A 17359-nucleotide genomic window follows, 5' to 3' on the forward strand; every position below is an offset into this window, starting at 1 on the left:
CTCCACCGGCCCGTCGCACGCAGCTGGTAAGCAGGACCCATGACCGACGTCAGCACGCCCGTTCCCGGATCCAGAGCCCTCGTCCTCGGCGGCGGAGGTGTCGCCGGCATCGCGTGGGAAGTCGGTGTCCTCGTCGCCCTGCAGGAAGCCGGCGTCGACCTCGACGCCGCCGACCTCGTCGTCGGCACCAGCGCCGGCAGCGTCGTCGGCGCGTTCGTCCGGAACGGTGCCGTCCAGCAGGCCTACGACCAGCAGCACACCCCGGCGCCGACCACCTACGAAGAGCCGGCGCCCATCGACGTCGAAGCCGTGCAGCAGCACATCGGCGCAGCACTGCAGGGCGCGACCGGCGAGCAGGACGCCCGCGCTCGACTCGGTCAGGCCGCGCAGCAGGTCGTCGGCGGGCAGAGCGACGACGAGCGCACGGCGACCTTCGGCGAGACGCTCCCGTCCACCGAGTGGCCGGAGAAGCCGCTCGCCGTCACCACGGTCGACGCCACCGACGGCACCTTCCGCCTGCTGTCGGCGGCCGACGGCGTGCCGCTCCCCCGTGCGGTCGCAGCCAGCTGCTCGGTGCCCTTCGTCTGGACACCGGTCGCCATCGACGGCCGCCCGTACGTCGACGGTGGCGTCCGTTCGGGCACCAACGCCGACGCCGCCGCCGGGTACGAGCGGGTGCTCGTCATCGCCTGCGGCCCCGAGGGCCCGTCGCCGTGCGGGCCCTGGCTCGACGTCGCCGTCGAGGCGCTGCGTGCCGGTGGTTCATCGGTCGAGGTCGTCGTGGCGGACAGCGCGTCGCAGCAGGCCTTCGGCACGAACTCGCTCTCGCTCGCCACGCAGGCGCCGTCGGCCGAGGCCGGCCACGCCCAGGGCACCGCGGTCGCCGAGCAGGTCGCCGCCTTCTGGGCCGAGGACCTGGCGAGCGTGCACGCATGAGCACCCCGTTCTCCGACCTCGACCAGTACATCGCGCTCCCCCGCGTCAACGGCATCAACATCAGCCCCGACGGCGCCCGCGTCGCGCTGACGGTCAGTGCCCTCGACCCGGACGGCACCGGGTACCGCCGATCGATCTGGCAGGTGCCCGCGACGCCGACCGCCGACACCGCCGCGCGCCCGGTCCGCCTCACACGCTCTGCCAAGGGCGAGGGCGGCACCGCCTTCACCCGCACCGGTGACCTGCTCTTCGTCTCCGCCCGGCCCGACGCCGACGCCACCGACCTCGAGGCAGCCCAGCTCTGGGTGCTGCCCGCGACCGGTGGCGAGGCCCGTCCGCTCACCCGCCTGGCCGGGGGCGTCGGCGGGGTCCTGGCCACCGCGGCGTCGTCGGACGTCGTCGCGTTGACCGCCGACCTGCTGCCGGGGGCCGGGTCCGACCCGGCGGCCGTGCTCGAGGCCGACGCGGAGCTCCGCAAGACCCGGAAGGACAAGCAGGTCCGGGCGATCCTGCACGAGACCTACCCGGTGCGGTACTGGGACCACGACCTCGGCCCGGCACAGACGCACGTCCTGACCATCGACACGGCCGACAGCGACACCGACAGCGACGCCGCCGTCGCCGGCGCCGGCCCCGTCCAGCCCGTCGACCGAACACCGGCACCGGGCCGCTCGCTCGACCACGTCAGCGGGGCGCTCACGCCCGACGGCTCGGTCCTGTTGGCATCCGTGGGCGTCCGGGAGGCCCGTGGAGATCGCTCGACGCTCGTCACCATCGACCTGTCCAGCGGCCACCGCACGGTGCTGTTCGACGACGTCGACGTCGACCACGAGATGCCGACGCTCAGCCACGACGGTCGAACGATCGCCTGGGTCCGCACCGTCCGCTCCACCCCGGCCGGCGCGAACCAGCAGGAGGTCTGGGTCGCCGGCATCGACGGCTCCGAAGCTCGCCGCGTCGCGACCGACTGGGACCGCTGGCCGAACGAGCTGGTGTTCGAACACGGCGACCGCGCGCTCCTGGCGGTCGCCGACCAGGACGGCCGCGCACCGGTCTTCCGCATCCCCCTCGACGGCGGAGCCGTCGAGCAGCTCACGCACGACGACTGGGCGTACTCGAGCCTGCGCGTGGCGGCGGCGACGGGCGTGGTCGTGGCGCTCCGGGCCTCCTGGGCGGCCCCGCTGCACCCGGTGCGGATCGCGACGGACGGCACGGTGACCCCGTTGGCGACGCCGGCGCCCCTGCCGGACGTGCCCGCCCACCTGGAAGAGGTCGAGACGACCGCAGCCGACGGCGCCCGCGTGCGCGGCTGGCTCGTCGTGCCCGAGGGCGACGGGCCGCACCCGCTCGTCCTGTGGATCCACGGCGGACCGCTCAACTCGTGGAACCAGTGGTCCTGGCGCTGGAACCCGATGCTGCTCGCCGCGCGGGGCTACGCCGTGCTGCTGCCGGACCCCGCACTCTCCACCGGTTACGGACTCGACTTCGTGAACCGCGGCTGGAACGCCTGGGGGCAGGCGCCGTACACCGACCTGATGGCGATCACCGACGTGGTCGAGGCGCGGGCGGACATCGACGCGACCCGCACCGCCGCGATGGGCGGGTCGTTCGGCGGGTACATGGCGAACTGGGTCGCCGGGCACACCGACCGGTTCCGCGCGATCGTCACCCACGCCAGCCTGTGGGCGCTCGACCAGTTCAACGGCACGACGGACATGTCGCAGTACTGGTCCTCGATCTTCGACGCCGACGGGATCGCGGCGAACGATCCGCACCGGTTCGTGGCCGACATCACGTCACCGATGCTCGTGATCCACGGCGACAAGGACTACCGGGTGCCGATCGGTGAGGGGCTGCGGCTCTGGTCCGAGCTCGCGGAGCACCACGCGGCGTCGGACGGCTCGATGCCGCACCGGTTCCTGTACTTCCCGGACGAGAACCACTGGGTGCTCGCCCCGCAGCACGCCGTGGTCTGGTACGAGACGGTGTTCGCGTTCCTCGGGCAACACGTGCTCGACCAGGAGTGGGAGCGGCCGGCCCTGCTCGGGTAGCGTACCCGCTCGGCGAACCGGGGCGGGCCGCTAGACGAACGCGGCCTGCCCGGTGATCGCCCGCCCGACGATCAGGGTGTTGACCTCGCGCGTGCCCTCGTACGAGTAGATCGCCTCGGCATCGGCGAAGAACCGGGCCACCCCCTTGTCGAGCACGATGCCGTTGCCGCCCTGCACCTCGCGGCACCAGGCGACGGTCTCCCGCATCTTCGCGGTGGCGAACGCCTTGGCCATCGCCGAGTGCTCGTCGCCACCGACGCCGGCGTCCTGCATGGCCGAGGCCTGCGTGCACAGAGCGATCGAGGCCGTGATGTTCGACAGCGACTTGACGAGCAGGTCCTGGACGAGCTGGTGTGCGGCGATCGGCTTGCCGAACTGGATCCGCTCGCGGGCGTAGGCCAGCGCGGCCTCGTACGCCCCGACCGCGATGCCGACGGCCTGCCAGGCGACCTCGGTACGGGTCAGTCGGAGCACCTCGGCGGTCGAGCGGAACGACGTCGCGTTCTGCAGCCGACGCGACTCGGGCACGCGGACGTCCTGCATGACGATGTCGGCGTTCTGCACGCCGCGCAGTGCGATCTTGTCCTCGATCTTGGTCGCGGTGAAGCCCGCGGTGTCGGTGGTGACGAGGAAGCCCTTGACCTGACCGTCGGCGACGTCCTTCGCCCAGATCACGACGACGTCCGCGAAGGTGGCGTTGCCGATCCAGCGCTTCTCGCCGTCGAGCACCCACTCGTCGCCCTCGCGCCGGGCGGTGGTGCGCAGACCCTTCGCCGAGTCACTGCCCGAGTACGGCTCGGTGAGCCCGAACGCCCCGACGATCTCACCTGCGGCCATCCGCGGCAGCCACTCGCGCTGCTGCTCGTCGCTGCCGGCGACCGCGATCGAGTTCATCGCCAGGCCGGACTGCACGCCGATGAAGGTGGCGACGCTCGCGTCCACGCGTCCGAGTTCGAGGGCCGCCCAGCCGCGGTACACGGCTGAGTTCTCGAACTGCCGCACGAGCGGGACGCCCGGCCCGTACATGCCGAGCTCGGCCAGCGGCGCGATCACCTGGATCGGGAACTCGGCGCGCGCCCAGTACTCGTCGGCGATGGGCGCGACCTCGCGCTCGAGGTACTGCCGGAGCTGCCCGAGCGACGCGCGCTCCTGCTCCGTGAGCTGCTGCTGGAAGCCGTAGAAGTCCGATTCGAGCAGGGGCGTCGCGGGCATCGTCGTTGACATGGGAACCACGATGCATCATTCTCGAAAACGTTGCAAGGGAGGATCGCGTGTACACATCGGATTCAGCGCTGCGCGCCTTCCGGGAGGCCCGTCACACCTTCATCGCCGGCTCACGGATCGACATGGGGGCGTTGGCTGCCGCACTCGGCGTCGACCGCACGTCGCTGTTCCGCTGGGTCGGCAACCGTGACCGGTTGCTGTCCGAGATCCTGTGGTCCCTCGCGGTCCCGACGCTCGACGGGGCCACCCACGCCGCCGACGAGATCGGGGCGACCGGAGCAGCCCGGCTCGTCGTCGTGCTCGACCGGTTCACCGCCGACCTGATCGACGCCCCGTACTTCCGGGCGTTCCTGACCCGCGAACCCGCTCGGGCGATGCGTCTGCTCACCACCTCGGACAGCGACGTGCAGAGCCGGTTCGTCGCCCGGGTGACCGCACTCATCGAGCAGCAGGAGTCGTCCGGTACGTTCGATCCGGCACCGTTGTCGGCTGAGGAGCTCGCACGGCTGCTCGTCCGGATCTCCGAGTCGTTCACCTACGCCGAGTTCATCTCCGGTGAGACCCCTGATCCCGACCGGGCCCGTGCGGCGTTCGAGTACGTCCTGCGGCCCGACGCGGTGCACGCCACACCCGCACCACCGATCGGAGACCGATGACCATCGACGAGTACCCGTTCCGCCGGACCTACCCCACCAGGTGGAACGACAACGACATGTTCGGGCACGTCAACAACACGATCTACTACTCGGCGATGGACAACGCGTCGACGTACTGGTTCCGCGAGGTCGCCGGGCTCGACCCGTTCTCGTCGGAGTGGATCGCCGTGCTGGTGTCGTCGAGCTGCCGGTTCGTCGAGTCCGCCGTCTGGCCGGACGTCATCGAGGTCGGGATGCGTTCGAAGCACCTCGGCAACACGAGCCTGTCGTGGGAGTTCGGGCTGTTCCGCCAGTCTGACGGCGCCCTGCTCGCCACCGGTGAGTTCGTGCACGTCATCATCGACCGCGAGGGCGCCCGCCGTCCGATCCCGCTGCCCGCCGAACTCCGCGAGCTCGTGACCGGGTCGATGGTCGCGCCGCAGCCCGCCGTCGCCGACTGACCGGGACCCTTCGCACAACCGAAGTGCCCCCGAACCCCGCGATCGCGCGGTTCGGGGGCACTGCGGTCGTGCAAGCGGCGCTGGACCCGAACGCCAGCGCCGCGGTCCGGGGTCAGATCAGGTCGTCGGTCAGGTGGTTCGGCGTACCGAAGCGGCCGGAGTGAGCTACTCGCCCGCGACGCTCGGTTCAGAAGCGGACTTCAGCCTGTATCGCGATCCGCCTCGAATCGTTCCGGGCACTCGCTCAATCACGCCCGAGTCGACAAGCTTCTCGAAGAGTCGACGAACTGACCGGTCAGCTTCTGGACGATTGAGTAGCGCACGCGCTTCTCGATTGTTGATCGAGGACCGAACCTTCAGATACTCCGCAATTCGAGATTCGGGTGACGCAAGGGCCTCGTGCCAAATGATCACGAGAACGGAAGTACCGGTGTCCTTGATCTCAGGATCACGCAGATCCAGTTCGCGCATCGCGGCAAACGCCGTGTTGAGCCCTTCACCGACGTCCTGGTTTGGAGCATCAGGGAACTTGTTCAGCAGGCGGACGACCGACGGGTTCCGCGAAAAGCGCTCAGTAAGAATGTTCTTTGCGGTGATATTTGCAGGGAGGGAGCCGGGGCTCTGCACTTCGATCCGATTATCGAAGATGCGCACATGGACATCGTCGTTCACTGCATAATCGCGATGAATCACCGCATTGGTAATGATTTCATGCAGTGTAGTTTCCGGATACTTGATCTTGGTCAAGCCCTCAGCGTCTAGCGTCGGAATCTGCTCTACCTGATCCGTCGTTTGGTGAACCGCATCGGCAATCTGGTCGTAAAGACACCCCTCAATCGCAATCGGCGGATATGCAAGGTGCTCTCGACTTCCCTCTGCATCGCTGGTGGTGTAACGGTAGAGCTTGACGCTTGCTTTGGGGAGGTGAATCTGGGGCTCATCGTGGAACAATAGCGTTCCCGCAACAGTCGGCAGGTCATTCAGAATTAGCTGCTGCTTCCGAAGCCACTTCTCCGGCGTATTCGAGGGCACAACCCCTTCGACGAAACCCGCGATTATGGGCGATTCGATAAGATCGAGGACCGAATAATTGAGGGCTTCGGTCTCATGTGTTGTCAGACCTTTTTGACGGGCAAGGGAGGCTTCATCATCGACCGGAACCGACTGCGCACCGCGACGGACGTATGCCTTTCCATCCGAAGCTCTCTTGATTTCGCGACTTTTCTGAACGGTCGCGTGCAGCACGATCGTTCCGAGTGAAGCGTGCCGCAGGAATTCGTAATCAAATTCAGTCCCGTACGGAAAGAGCGCCTCAAACGCCTGAAGATGACCGTTGAATTGCTCAACATCCTCGGCCCCCTTCCAGAGACCGTCGTCCTCAATTCCGACGAAAAGCTCACCTCCGTCCGCATTGGCAAAGCCGGAGATAGTCTTAGTAAGCTTCCCGGGAGCAATGTCTTTCGACTTCCGGTCAAAGAAGTGATCCTCGTCGATCGCGCCGAGATCCTCTGCCTGCTTGTCAGAGATGGTTGTTGTATCCATGGTCCCCCCGGGAACGTCATCTAGTGCGCTCAGCCTAGTGCTGAATGGACTCAGATGAGGTCAACGGTTAGGGCACTAGGCGTGCCGAAGCGGTGCGCCGTGATCGACACCGCCTGCTCGCGGACGAACGGCAGGATCTCGAGCCGCCCGGCCTCGGTCACCGGGCCGCCGTACACGGCGACGTCCGGACGTCCACCGACGGCCGAGTACAGCGCCGAGGTGTCCCCGCCGATGAGCCGCACCCGGGTCGACGGACCCGAGGCGACCGAGCTCGCGAAGGCCTCGTCGGACACCGTCTGCGACAGCGAGCGGACGATCGGCAGCGAACGGATCGCCGAGGCGACGGACGACGGCAGCGTCGCGGCCGTGGAGACCTCGATCGTCGTGCCGGCCCGGAGCGCAGCGGCGACGACGCGGACGAGCTCGACCACCGAGGCGTCGGGGTCCGTGTCCGAGCCGGCAACCGCGGCCAGCCGCACCTGCACCGACGGGAACGGCAGGTACCGGGCGATGTTCCGCTCGGCGGAGAGCGCCGACACGTCGGTCGCCGTGCCGAACAGCGTCGACCAGGCCTGCTCGTCCGACGCCAGCGCACGGTCGAGCACCTCCGAGGTCACGCCGGCGGCCCGTGCGAACGCCCGGACCGGGGCGGACGGAGCAGCCGACGCGGTTGCCGCAGCGGGCGTCCACGAACCGAGCCCGAGCAGGTAGTTCAGCCCACCGGCCTTCGTGCCGGCACCCACGGCCGACTTCTTCCACCCGCCGAACGGCTGACGCCGGACGATGGCGCCCGTGATGCCGCGGTTGACGTAGAGGTTGCCCGCCTGGATCCGTGACAGCCACGTGCCGATCTCGGCGGGGTCGAGCGAGTGCAGGCCCGAGGTCAGGCCGTAGTCGACCTCGTTCACGATGTCGATCGCCTCGTCGAGGGAGCCGGCGGTCATCATGCCGAGGATCGGGCCGAAGTACTCGGTGCGGTGGAACTCCGAACCACGGCGGACGCCCTGCCGGACACCCGGGCTCCAGAGCTTGCCGGTCTCGTCGAGCTGCTTGGGCTGGACGGCCCAGGACTCCCCCGCGCCGAGCTTCGTCAGGCCGTCGAGCAGCTTGCCCGAGGCCGGCTCGATGACCGGGCCCATCTGGGTCGCCGCGTCGGTCGGGTAGCCGACGGTGAGCGAGGACACCGCGTCGAGCAGCTGGTTCCGGAAGCGCTTGGACTTCGCGACCGAGCCGACCATGACGACGAGGGACGCGGCGGAGCACTTCTGGCCGGCGTGCCCGAACGCGGACGCGACGACGTCCTTCACGGCGAGGTCGAGGTCGGACGACGGCGTGACGATCACGGCGTTCTTGCCCGAGGTCTCGGCGAGCAGCGGCAGGTCGGGGCGGAACGAGCGGAAGAGCTCGGCCGTCTCGTAGGCACCGGTGAGGATGACCTGGTCGACCATCGGCGAAGCGATGAGCTGCTGGCCGAGGTCGTTCTCCGACACCTGCAGGAACGCGAGCACGTCGGCCGGGGCCCCGTGGGCGTCGAGCGCGGTCTCGATGATCGAGGCGAGCACGGCGCCGGAGCGCTCGGCGGGCGGTGCGGGCTTCAGCACGACGGCGGACCCGGCCGCCAGCGCCGCGAGGGTCGATCCGGCGGGGATCGCGACCGGGAAGTTCCACGGCGGTGCGACCAGGGTCAGCGCCGCGGGTGTGAAGGTCGCACCGTCGACGTCGTCGAGCGAGGACGCCAGGGTGCCGTAGAAGTGCGCGAAGTCGATCGCCTCGGACACCTCGGGGTCGGCCTGGTCGATGGTCTTGCCGGTCTCCGACGCCATGACCTCGATGAGGGCGGCACGGTTCGCCTCGAGTGCGTCGCCGACGGCGTGCAGCACGGCGCCACGTGCACCACCGGACCAGGTCCCCCAGACCGCACCGGCGGCCTTGGCGCGACCGAGCGCGGTGTCGAGCGCCGTGGCGGAGTCGACCCGGGCCTCCTGGACTGCGCGGACGCCGAGCGTCGACGAGGCGACCCGTGCGGTGATCGCGTCGCCCCAGGCGCGGACGGCGCCGACCGAGGGGTCGCTGTCCGGGGTGTTCTCGAAGTGGCCGGGGCCGGGGCGGCCGACGGCGGCGTAGCGGTCGGCGACACGGTGTGATGCCGGCGCTTCGAGCCCCTCGGGCGTCGCGAGCGGCACCAGGGACGCGCGGAAGCGCTCCTCTTCGCGGGCGAACAGCGGCGGCGAGGACACCAGCGAGAAGACCGCGGACATGAAGTTGTCCTGCGACGCGCCCTCCTCCAGGCGGCGGATCAGGTAGGCGATCGCGACGTCGAACTCGCCCGGGTGGACGACCGGCGTGTAGAGCAGGAGCGAACCGACCGTGTTCTTCACGGCCGACGCCTGCCCCTGCGCCATGCCGAGCAGCATCTCGAACTCGATGCCGTCCCGCACCCCGCGTTCGCCGGCGAGCAGCCAGGCGTGGGCGACGTCGAACAGGTTGTGCCCCGCGACGCCGACCCGCACGTTCGCGACGCGGTCCGGGGTGAGCGCCCAGTCGAGCACGCGCTTGTAGTTGGTGTCCGAGTCCTGCTTGGTGTGCCAGGTGGCGAGCGGCCAGCCGTGCACCGAGGCCTCGACCTGCTCCATCGGCAGGTTCGCGCCCTTGACCAGACGGACCTTGATGCCCGCGCCACCACGGGCGCGGCGGGCGGCGGACCACTCCTGCAGCTCCTGCATCGCGGCGAGCGCGTCGGGCAGGTACGCCTGCAGCACGATGCCGGCTTCGAGGCCGAGGAACTCGGGCTCGTCGAGGAGCTTCGTGAAGACCGCGATGGTGAGGTCGAGGTCCTTGTACTCCTCCATGTCGAGGTTGATGAACTTGGCCGGGCTGGCGGCTGCGGCGCGCTGGAAGAGCGGTCGGAGCTGTTCGACGATGTCGTCCACCGCGTGGTCGAACGCCCACGGCGAGTGCGGGTGCACCGTCGAGGACACCTTGATGGAGACGTAGTCGACGTCGTCGCGGGCCAGCAGCTTGTGCGTGCCCTCGAGTCGGCGGGCGGCTTCGCGCTCGCCCAGCACGGCCTCACCGAGCAGGTTGACGTTGAGGCGGACGCCGTCGCGCTTGATGCCGGCGATGGCCGGGCCGAGCTTGGAGTCGGTGGCGTCGACGATCAGGTGACCGACCATGTTACGGAGGACCCGTCGGGCGATGGGGACGACGACGTTCGGCAGCACCGGGGCCATGCCGCCGCCGAGCCGGACGAGTCCGCGGAGCGCGGCGGGCAGGAACCCGGGGGCGTCCGGGGCGATCTGGCGGAGCTTGCGGGCGGCGACGGCGAGGTCTTCCGGTCGCACGACCCCGTCGACGAACCCGACGGCGAAATCGAGTCCGGCGGGGTCGGCGAGCACGCCGGCGAGCTGCTTCGCGGAGCCGTCGACCGGGTACGACTCGGCCTCGGCGAGCCACTGTCGAACGAGCGCGACGGACTGGTCCGCCAGGGCGTCGTGGTCGATGGCGGAGTCCTCGTGCAGCGTCGTCATGGGTTCAGTGTGGAGGTCTGAGATGCGGTAGCGGAAGTGAGCGTTCCTGATGGATACCATTCAGTCGCGCTACCGTTCCGGTCGTGACCCGGCTAGCGTCGGACCATGCTCGACGTCCGCCGTCTCGTGCTCCTCCGTGAGCTGTCCATCCGCGGCACGATCGCGGCCGTCGCCGAGGCGGTGAACTTCACCCCGTCGGCGGTCTCGCAGCAGCTGAGCGCCCTGGAGCGGGAGGCCGGCGTGCAGCTCCTCCGCAAGGCGGGGCGACGGCTCCAGCTCACCCCGCAGGCCGAGGTGCTCGTGGCCGCGGCGGGCCAGGTGCTCGACGTCCTCGAGCACGCGCAGTCGCAGGTGGAGGAGACCCTGTCGTCCGTGCAGGGCCGCGTGCGGGTCGCCGTGTTCCAGTCGGCGGCCCTCGCCCTGATGCCGAGCGCCCTGCACGAGATGGCCACGGAACACCCGGACGTCCGGGTCGAGATGGTGCAGCGGGAACCGGAGACCGCGCTGAACGAGACGTGGGCTCGCGACTTCGACATGGTCATCGCGGAGCAGTACCCCGCCCATGCCGCTCCGCACCTGCCGGGGCTCGACCGATCCGACCTGACGACCGACGCGGTCCGGCTCGCCCTGCCCCCGCGCGACACGGCGCTGCGCCCGGTGTCGTCGCTCGAGGACGCCCGCACCATGCCGTGGGTGATGGAGCCCCGCGGGACCGCGTCGCGGCACTTCGCCGAGCAGGTCTGCCGGCGCTGGGGTTTCGAGCCCGACGTCCGGTACGAGACCGCCGACCTGCAGACGCAGATCCGCCTGGTCGAGTCGGGCAACGCCGTCAGCCTGATGCCCGACCTGATGTGGACCGGGCGGACGACGACGTGCCGGCTGCTCGAGCTGCCCGAGCGCCCGCGTCGGACGATCTTCACGGTGGTCCGCGCCGCTGGCGCATCGTCACCAGCCGTGCGAGCGCTCCGCGCCGCGCTCGAACGTGCCGCGTCCGTCGTCGGAGCGTGACACGGCGGTCTGGAGGCGCGGCGCGGGTCCGGCACGACGGCTGCGTACCTCCGTTGCCATCGTGATGATTCCGTGATCGAGCGATCGTCAGAACTGGTCAAGCGGGCGACATCCTTTGAGTGAGGGGCGCTGATCCGGCGTCCCGTCCCGGCATCCGAGGGGGATCCCATGAACCAGTCCTGCAAGTACACCTTCCGCCGCAGCGCGGCGATCGGAGCGGCGATCGCGATCGTCACGGCTTCGTCGGCGTTCGGCATCGGGGCGAGCGCCGCCTCCGCAGCGACCGACGAGACCGCTGCACCGAGCACCACCGCGACGTCGGCTCCGCAGAACGCGACCACCGCGACCACCGCGACCACCGCACTCGACACCACGGCGGACGACACCGGCACCGATACCGCTCCCGACACGGCGCAGCCCGCACCGGATGGCGAGACCGCCGACCAGGCACCTGTACCAGCACCCGCACCCGCACCGACCGACGAGACGGCGGCGCCGGACAACACCCCGACACCCACCCCGGCCGCGACCGCGCCGCCCGCCGCGGACACCACGACGACGACCCCCGCCGCCGAACAGCCCGGCCCCGAGGCATCGACGCCCGTCACCTGGGCGGAGCCGTCGAGCAAGGACGCGCCGATCGTCCTCACCGCGACCGCCGGCCAGCCGTTCTCGCACACCTTCACCGCCCAGGGCGGCGACGGCCCGCTGGAGTACCTGTTCAACCCGCTGAACTTCTTCCCGAACAACGACCTCAACGGCTGGTCCTGGAACGAGCAGACCGGCGTCCTGAGCGCCAACCCGCTGAGCACGATCGACGGGCCCGCACTGTTCGAGGTCACCGCGACCGACCTGCACCAGACCGCCGTGCAGTACGTCCAGGTCGACATCGAGCCCGGCGCCCCGGTGGGTGTCACGTTCGGCGTCGACAGCTCGGACTCCGACGTCAGCTGGCAGGTCGACGCCGACGGGACGATCCGGGAGTACGCGCCGGGTGGCACCGGTGACACCGTGGTGTCGGAGGTCCCCGCCACGGTCGGCTCCTCGATGACCCTCGCGGGCCTGGCCGTCGACGCGCTGGGCAACCGCACCACCCCGGGCGACGAGTACCCGCGCTCGACCGTCACGAGCACCACCGCGTCCGACGGCGTGGTCTGGGACCCGGACTGGTCGGCGAACACGGTGACGTTCTCGGAGCCGGGCACCCGCACACTGACGGTGTCCGAGGGCGGCGTCTCGACCTCGTTCACGGTCCGCGTCTCCGAGGCCCCCGCTCCCGTCGCCGGCATCACCATCGGGGTGCTCCCCGCAGACGGGACGTCCGGCGACCGGTGGGGTGTCGAGGGCGACGTGATCACCTACTACCCGGCGGACGGCGACGCGCAGCAGGTCGACGCGATCCCGGCCCGACAGGGTGCCCGGGTGCAGATCCGCGCCCTGGCCGTGGACGCCGACGGGCAGCCGGTCGGTGACCACACCGACCTCGCCTTCACGAGCGACGTCGCCAGCGACCGCATCGAGTACGACCCCGATGCTGCGGCCACGTGGGTGACCTTCGAGCACGCGTCGCCGCACACGATCACCGTGGCGTCCGGCGACGTGACGAGCACCATCCGCTTCGAGGTGCAGCCGACGGCGACGACCACGGTCACGACCACCCACACGCCGACCGCGTCGGGCACCCTCGCGTACACCGGTGCCGACGAGTCCGGCCCGCTCGCGTGGGCCCTCGGCCTGCTGGCATCGGGCGCCGGCCTGCTCGTCTGGCGCCTGCGTCGCCGACTCGGCTGAGGCACGCCACGGCGACCGCCTGACGGACCGGAGGCGCGGGGCAGGACTGCCCCGCGCCTCCAGTCCGTCTTCGCGCGTTCCTGTGGAATCCCGGATGGGAGCGGGGCACTGCGCGCCTCGAGCGCGCGGCCGCGGTGGACGGGGACTGAGAGCGCGTCATCCGTGGGCAGCGGGGGGGGGGCAGTCTGTTCGGAGGCCCGGTGCGCGTCCGCCTCGGCCGTCGCGCCGGTCCCGGTGCAGGTCGTGACCAATCCGTGACCGAAGGATCGTCAGGTCTGCTCCCCACGGGACATTCCCTGAGTAGAGGACGCTGATCCGGCGTCCCGTCCCGGTATCCGAGGGGGATCCCCATGAAGCACTCCTGCACATCCACGTTCCGACGCAGCGCCGCGGTCGGCGCAGCCGTCGCGATCGTCGCCGCGTCGTCCGCGTTCGGCATCGGCGCCACCGCGGCCGTCGCCGACACCGCCGACACCGCCACGTCCAGCACCACCGGGGTGACACCGACGGCACAGCCAGGAGGCACGACCGACCCGGCAGCGCCGGCCGCCTCCCCCGCTCCCGACGCTCCGGACGGGGCCACCGCCCCCGGCACGCCGGCAGCGGACCCGATCCCCACGCCGAGTCCGGATCCCGCAGGGCCGGCCGACCCGATCCCCACGCCGACGCCGACGCCGACATCGGCGGCCGCGGCACCGGCCGGAACGGAGTCGACCACGGCGGCCTCGGTTCCTGTCACCTGGTCCGAGTCGTCGAGCCCCGAGGACCGGATCGTCCTGCACGCGACCGCCGGCGAACCGTTCTCGCACACGTTCGTCGCGAACGGCGGCGACGGCCCGCTCGAGTACCTGTTCAACCCGCACACCACGCCGCCCGGTCTGCACTGGGACGAGAAGACGGGCGTCCTCAGCGGCACCCTCACCAACCCGGCGGACTCGTTCGACATCGACGTCGCCGCCACCGACCAGTACCAGAGCGCGACGCAGTACGTCCGCGTCGAGATCCAGCCGGGCGCGGCCACGCACATCGGCGCCCAGGTGTACTCGAACGCCGAGGGTCGCAATCCTTCCTGGTCGGTCGCGGGCGGCCCGGACGGCGGCATCGCCCCGGTCGGCGGCGGCGGTCTGATCGATGCGGTCCCGGTCGGACGCGGTGGGTCGCTCTGGGTCAGCGCCGTCGTCACGGACCGGATCGGGACCCCGCTCAACGGCACCGAGATGCCGTCGGAGTCGACCCTGACCAGTGACGACCCCGACGACGTCCTGCGCTACGACGACGATTCCAACACCTGGAAGGCGACCTTCGACGGCACCGGTCCGCGACGGCTCACCCTGCGCTCCGAGGGGCTCTTGCTGACGATCCGCATCGACGTCACGGACGCGCCGCTCGCCTTCACGGAGACGAGTTCGGCCGATGCCCCGCTCGACCTCACGGCGACGTCGGGCACGCCGTTCAGCCACCGCTTCTCGGTGCAGGGCGCGACCGGCCCGGTCGAGTACTCGCTCGCCGGCTCTGACGGCGGCGACGTCATCGGTGACGGGGACTTCTTCCGCTCCGAGTTCTCGATCGACCCCGCCACGGGCGTCCTGTCCGGCACGCCGCGCCCCGCGACGCAGTACGACTTCGAGGTGATCGCACGCAGTGGTTCCGAGACCGCGACGGCGCACGTCACCTTGACGGTCGAGCCCGGCGCCCCGGTCGGAGTCCTGGCGTCGGTCTACTACGGCGCTGAGGGCACGGAGTGGGAGATCGCACCCGACGGATCGGTCACCGAGTACACGATCGACGCTGCGGGGTCGGTGCAGACGAAGTCGGTCGACAGCGTGCCGGCGGACCAGGGCATTCCGTTGTTCGTGAAGGCCGTCGCCGTCGACGCCAACGGCAACCGCACGACGACCCCGGGCAGCCCGCACCCCGTCGTGACGAGCGACGTGGCCACTGACCGGATCACCTGGCTCGCGGCGGCGGAGTCCAACCAGGTCGACTTCCCGCACGCGTCGATCCACACGCTGACCGTGTCCAACGGAGGGGTCACGACCTCGTTCCGGGTCGATGTCCGAGCACACGCCGATGCCGCCGGGACCTCGACGACCCGTCCGGCGTCCGGCACGCTCGCCTACACCGGCGCCGACGAGTCCGGTCCCCTGGCGTGGGCGCTCGGCCTGCTCGCCGCCGGCGGCGGCCTGCTGGTGCACCGTCTGCGCCGTCGACGCGCCTGACACGCGGTCCGATGCGGACGGGAGGCGCGGTGCGGGTCCGCACCGCGCCTCCCGTCCGCGAATCGTGCGGGAACCCCCAACCCGGGTCACATTCTGATCAAGCACGTCGCGCACGTGCGCGGATAACCCCTACGATCCGATCATGCCGAGGATTCTCGGCGGATTCTTACGTTCCGGCACCCGACCGGACTTGAACCCTGGGGGACGAAGTGCGCCGTAGCACCTCCACCGTCCGACGCGCCTGCGCCGTCGGCACCACCGTCGCGCTGATCGGTCTCACGACCGGTCTGGGCGTCATGACCGCGACCGCAGCGACCGCTGCCGAGTCGAACCCGGCCGTCAGCGCTCCTGCGACGGCCGCCGCCGATGGCACCACGCCGGGCGACACCGCCACGGACGGCACCGGCACGCCCGCGACCGGCTCCGAGGCGGACGGCAGCACGCCGCCCGCCGGCGACACCACCGGTGACGACGCCCCCGCGGGCGACGACACCGGCGTGACCGGCCCGGACACCGAGCCGACCGACGCCGGCACCCCCGGTGCGGGCTCGACGGCGCCGGTCGGCACCCCCGCCGCCCCGGCCGCGACCACGCCGGCGAAGCCCGCGGCGACCGAGCCGTCCGTGCGCGCCGCCGCCGACCAGTCGGTGACCATCTCCGGTGACCTGACGGTCGGTTCGGAACTCGTCGCGAAGCAGGCCGGGTTCACCTCCGGCAGCAAGATCTCCTACCTGTGGACCGACGAGGCCGGCGCCACGCTGTCCGAGGCGGCCACCTACACGATCGGGCCGGCCCTGGCCGGGCAGCAGATCACCGTCACGCTCGAGGGCGCGGTCGTGGGCGAGGTCGCGACGACGACCACCGAGACCGCCGTGGCACCGGTGTTCGTCGACGAGGCCGGCCAGCCGCTCTCCGACGAGGACAGCGACCCGACCATCGAGGCGACGGCGGGCGAGGCGTTCTCGTACACGTTCCGTGCGCTGAGCACCCCGGCACCGGAGCTGTCGGCCTCGTCGTTCGACGACGAGGGCGACGAGCAGTCCACCCTGCCGAAGGGGATCGACTTCGACGCGAAGACCGGTGTGCTCTCGGGCACCCTGACCGACGCCGACGAGTACTTCGAGGTCCTGGTCACCGCGACGACGACGACCCCCAGCGGCACCGTCACGAGCGAGCAGTACGTCAGCATCGACGTCGAGGCCGGTGCCCCCGTCGGCATCGAGGTCATCACGCTCAACGAGGACGCGCTCCTCGACGGCACGTCGACCACCGCCTGGATCATCAAGCCGAACGGCGACGTCTACGAGGGCGACCTGCTCACGGACGACGAGCCCGTCAAGGGCGGCAAGGTGACCGTCGAGCAGGGCGGCACGCTCCTGGTCTCGGGCACGCAGGTGGACCGCTTCGGCAACGAGCTCTACCCGGAGTTCGACGAGGAGACGGGTGAGCCGACGTTCTTCACCCCGACAGTCACCTCGGACGTCGCGACCGACGTCATCGGGCCGTACTCCGACCTGGCCGAGGTCGGGCTCGTGTCCGTCACGTTCCCGCACGCCTCGACGCACACCCTGACCGTCTCCGGCGCCGCCGTGCCGAGCACCGTGTTCGCGGTCGACGTGCAGCCCACCGTCGCGCCCGTCGCGCCGGTCGTCGGGTCGACCACACCGGTCGTGCCCGCGGCGGTCGCCCACCACACCGGTTCCGGCCGGCTCGCCTACACCGGCACCGAGTCGACGGGCGCCCTCCCCTGGGCCCTCGGACTCGTCCTCGCCGGCATCGGCCTCATCGGCGCCCGCACGGTGCGCCGACGTCACGCCCAGCGCTGACCCGCGTCGTCTCCCGTCCGCCACGTGCCCGCGTGGCGGACGGGAGGCCCGTCACGGCCCCGTCCCGCCGCCACCGGATCCTCGGTGACGGAAGCGGCGGGGCCGTTCTCCGTCCCGCGGCGGCCCCGCGTCGGTAGCG

Annotated in this window: 11 protein-coding genes; 8 read left to right on the plus strand and 3 right to left on the minus strand. The window is 70.8% G+C overall.

Going from position 1 to position 17359, the window contains the following annotated elements; genetic code table 11:
- Nucleotides 1-39: 39 nt before the first annotated feature.
- Complete coding sequence (locus DEI85_RS10180) at nucleotides 40-936, plus strand: patatin-like phospholipase family protein (protein ID WP_111123926.1); 897 nt, start codon at nucleotides 40-42, stop codon at nucleotides 934-936.
- Complete coding sequence (locus DEI85_RS10185; protein WP_111123925.1) at nucleotides 933-2987, plus strand: S9 family peptidase; 2055 nt, start codon at nucleotides 933-935, stop codon at nucleotides 2985-2987. Before DEI85_RS10180 ends, DEI85_RS10185 begins: the two co-directional genes overlap by 4 nt.
- A gap of 30 nt (nucleotides 2988-3017) precedes the next feature.
- Here DEI85_RS10185 and DEI85_RS10190 read toward each other — a convergent pair whose 3' ends face one another.
- Nucleotides 3018-4199 (minus strand): acyl-CoA dehydrogenase family protein, encoded by a 1182-nt coding sequence (locus DEI85_RS10190; protein ID WP_111123937.1) that lies wholly within the window; start codon nucleotides 4197-4199, stop codon nucleotides 3018-3020.
- 59 nt (nucleotides 4200-4258) lie between these two features.
- On the opposite strand from DEI85_RS10190, the gene DEI85_RS10195 reads away from it, so the two are divergent.
- Nucleotides 4259-4867 carry a QsdR family transcriptional regulator gene (locus tag DEI85_RS10195; RefSeq protein ID WP_071247243.1) on the plus strand — a complete coding sequence of 203 codons (609 nt, stop codon included), beginning with the start codon at nucleotides 4259-4261 and terminating at the stop codon, nucleotides 4865-4867.
- Entirely contained in the window at nucleotides 4864-5307 is a 444-nt protein-coding gene (locus tag DEI85_RS10200; protein WP_111123924.1) for an acyl-CoA thioesterase, read from the plus strand. The genes DEI85_RS10195 and DEI85_RS10200 overlap by 4 nt, the downstream gene beginning before the upstream one ends.
- Before the next feature lie 165 nt (nucleotides 5308-5472).
- Here DEI85_RS10200 and DEI85_RS10205 read toward each other — a convergent pair whose 3' ends face one another.
- Both DEI85_RS10205 and DEI85_RS10210 read right to left on the minus strand, forming a co-directional pair.
- Nucleotides 5473-6849 carry an RNA/DNA-binding domain-containing protein gene (locus tag DEI85_RS10205; protein WP_111123923.1) on the minus strand — a complete coding sequence of 459 codons (1377 nt, stop codon included), beginning with the start codon at nucleotides 6847-6849 and terminating at the stop codon, nucleotides 5473-5475.
- Between the two features lie 50 nt (nucleotides 6850-6899).
- A complete protein-coding gene (locus DEI85_RS10210) occupies nucleotides 6900-10376 on the minus strand; it encodes a proline dehydrogenase family protein (RefSeq protein WP_111123922.1) in 3477 nt (1158 codons plus the stop codon).
- A 105-nt stretch (nucleotides 10377-10481) separates the two neighbouring features.
- On the opposite strand from DEI85_RS10210, the gene DEI85_RS10215 reads away from it, so the two are divergent.
- The 4 genes from DEI85_RS10215 to DEI85_RS10230 all read left to right on the plus strand — a co-directional run bounded on the left by DEI85_RS10215 (nucleotide 10482) and on the right by DEI85_RS10230 (nucleotide 17220).
- Complete coding sequence (locus DEI85_RS10215) at nucleotides 10482-11384, plus strand: LysR substrate-binding domain-containing protein (RefSeq protein ID WP_111123921.1); 903 nt, start codon at nucleotides 10482-10484, stop codon at nucleotides 11382-11384.
- Between the two features lie 168 nt (nucleotides 11385-11552).
- Entirely contained in the window at nucleotides 11553-13175 is a 1623-nt protein-coding gene (locus DEI85_RS10220; protein WP_146249013.1) for a hypothetical protein, read from the plus strand.
- 350 nt (nucleotides 13176-13525) lie between these two features.
- Complete coding sequence (locus tag DEI85_RS10225) at nucleotides 13526-15394, plus strand: hypothetical protein (protein WP_111123920.1); 1869 nt, start codon at nucleotides 13526-13528, stop codon at nucleotides 15392-15394.
- A 209-nt stretch (nucleotides 15395-15603) separates the two neighbouring features.
- Nucleotides 15604-17220: a putative Ig domain-containing protein gene (locus DEI85_RS10230; protein ID WP_111123919.1), complete on the plus strand. Its 1617-nt coding sequence runs from the start codon at nucleotides 15604-15606 to the stop codon at nucleotides 17218-17220.
- Nucleotides 17221-17359: the final 139 nt, after the last annotated feature.

Origin of the sequence: Curtobacterium sp. MCBD17_026 (assembly GCF_003234895.2) — a bacterium.
Lineage (GTDB): Bacteria > Actinomycetota > Actinomycetes > Actinomycetales > Microbacteriaceae > Curtobacterium > Curtobacterium flaccumfaciens.

Excerpts from the sequence above, each read along its gene's own strand:
- DEI85_RS10180 (WP_111123926.1), top strand. The coding sequence starts at position 40 with ATGACCGACGTCAGCACGCCCGTTCCCGGATCCAGAGCCCTCGTCCTC.
- DEI85_RS10185 (WP_111123925.1), top strand. The coding sequence starts at position 933 with ATGAGCACCCCGTTCTCCGACCTCGACCAGTACATCGCGCTCCCCCGC.
- DEI85_RS10190 (WP_111123937.1), bottom strand. The coding sequence starts at position 4,199 with ATGCCCGCGACGCCCCTGCTCGAATCGGACTTCTACGGCTTCCAGCAG.
- DEI85_RS10200 (WP_111123924.1), top strand. The coding sequence starts at position 4,864 with ATGACCATCGACGAGTACCCGTTCCGCCGGACCTACCCCACCAGGTGG.
- DEI85_RS10205 (WP_111123923.1), bottom strand. The coding sequence starts at position 6,849 with ATGGATACAACAACCATCTCTGACAAGCAGGCAGAGGATCTCGGCGCG.
- DEI85_RS10210 (WP_111123922.1), bottom strand. The coding sequence starts at position 10,376 with ATGACGACGCTGCACGAGGACTCCGCCATCGACCACGACGCCCTGGCG.
- DEI85_RS10215 (WP_111123921.1), top strand. The coding sequence starts at position 10,482 with ATGCTCGACGTCCGCCGTCTCGTGCTCCTCCGTGAGCTGTCCATCCGC.
- DEI85_RS10220 (WP_146249013.1), top strand. The coding sequence starts at position 11,553 with ATGAACCAGTCCTGCAAGTACACCTTCCGCCGCAGCGCGGCGATCGGA.
- DEI85_RS10225 (WP_111123920.1), top strand. The coding sequence starts at position 13,526 with ATGAAGCACTCCTGCACATCCACGTTCCGACGCAGCGCCGCGGTCGGC.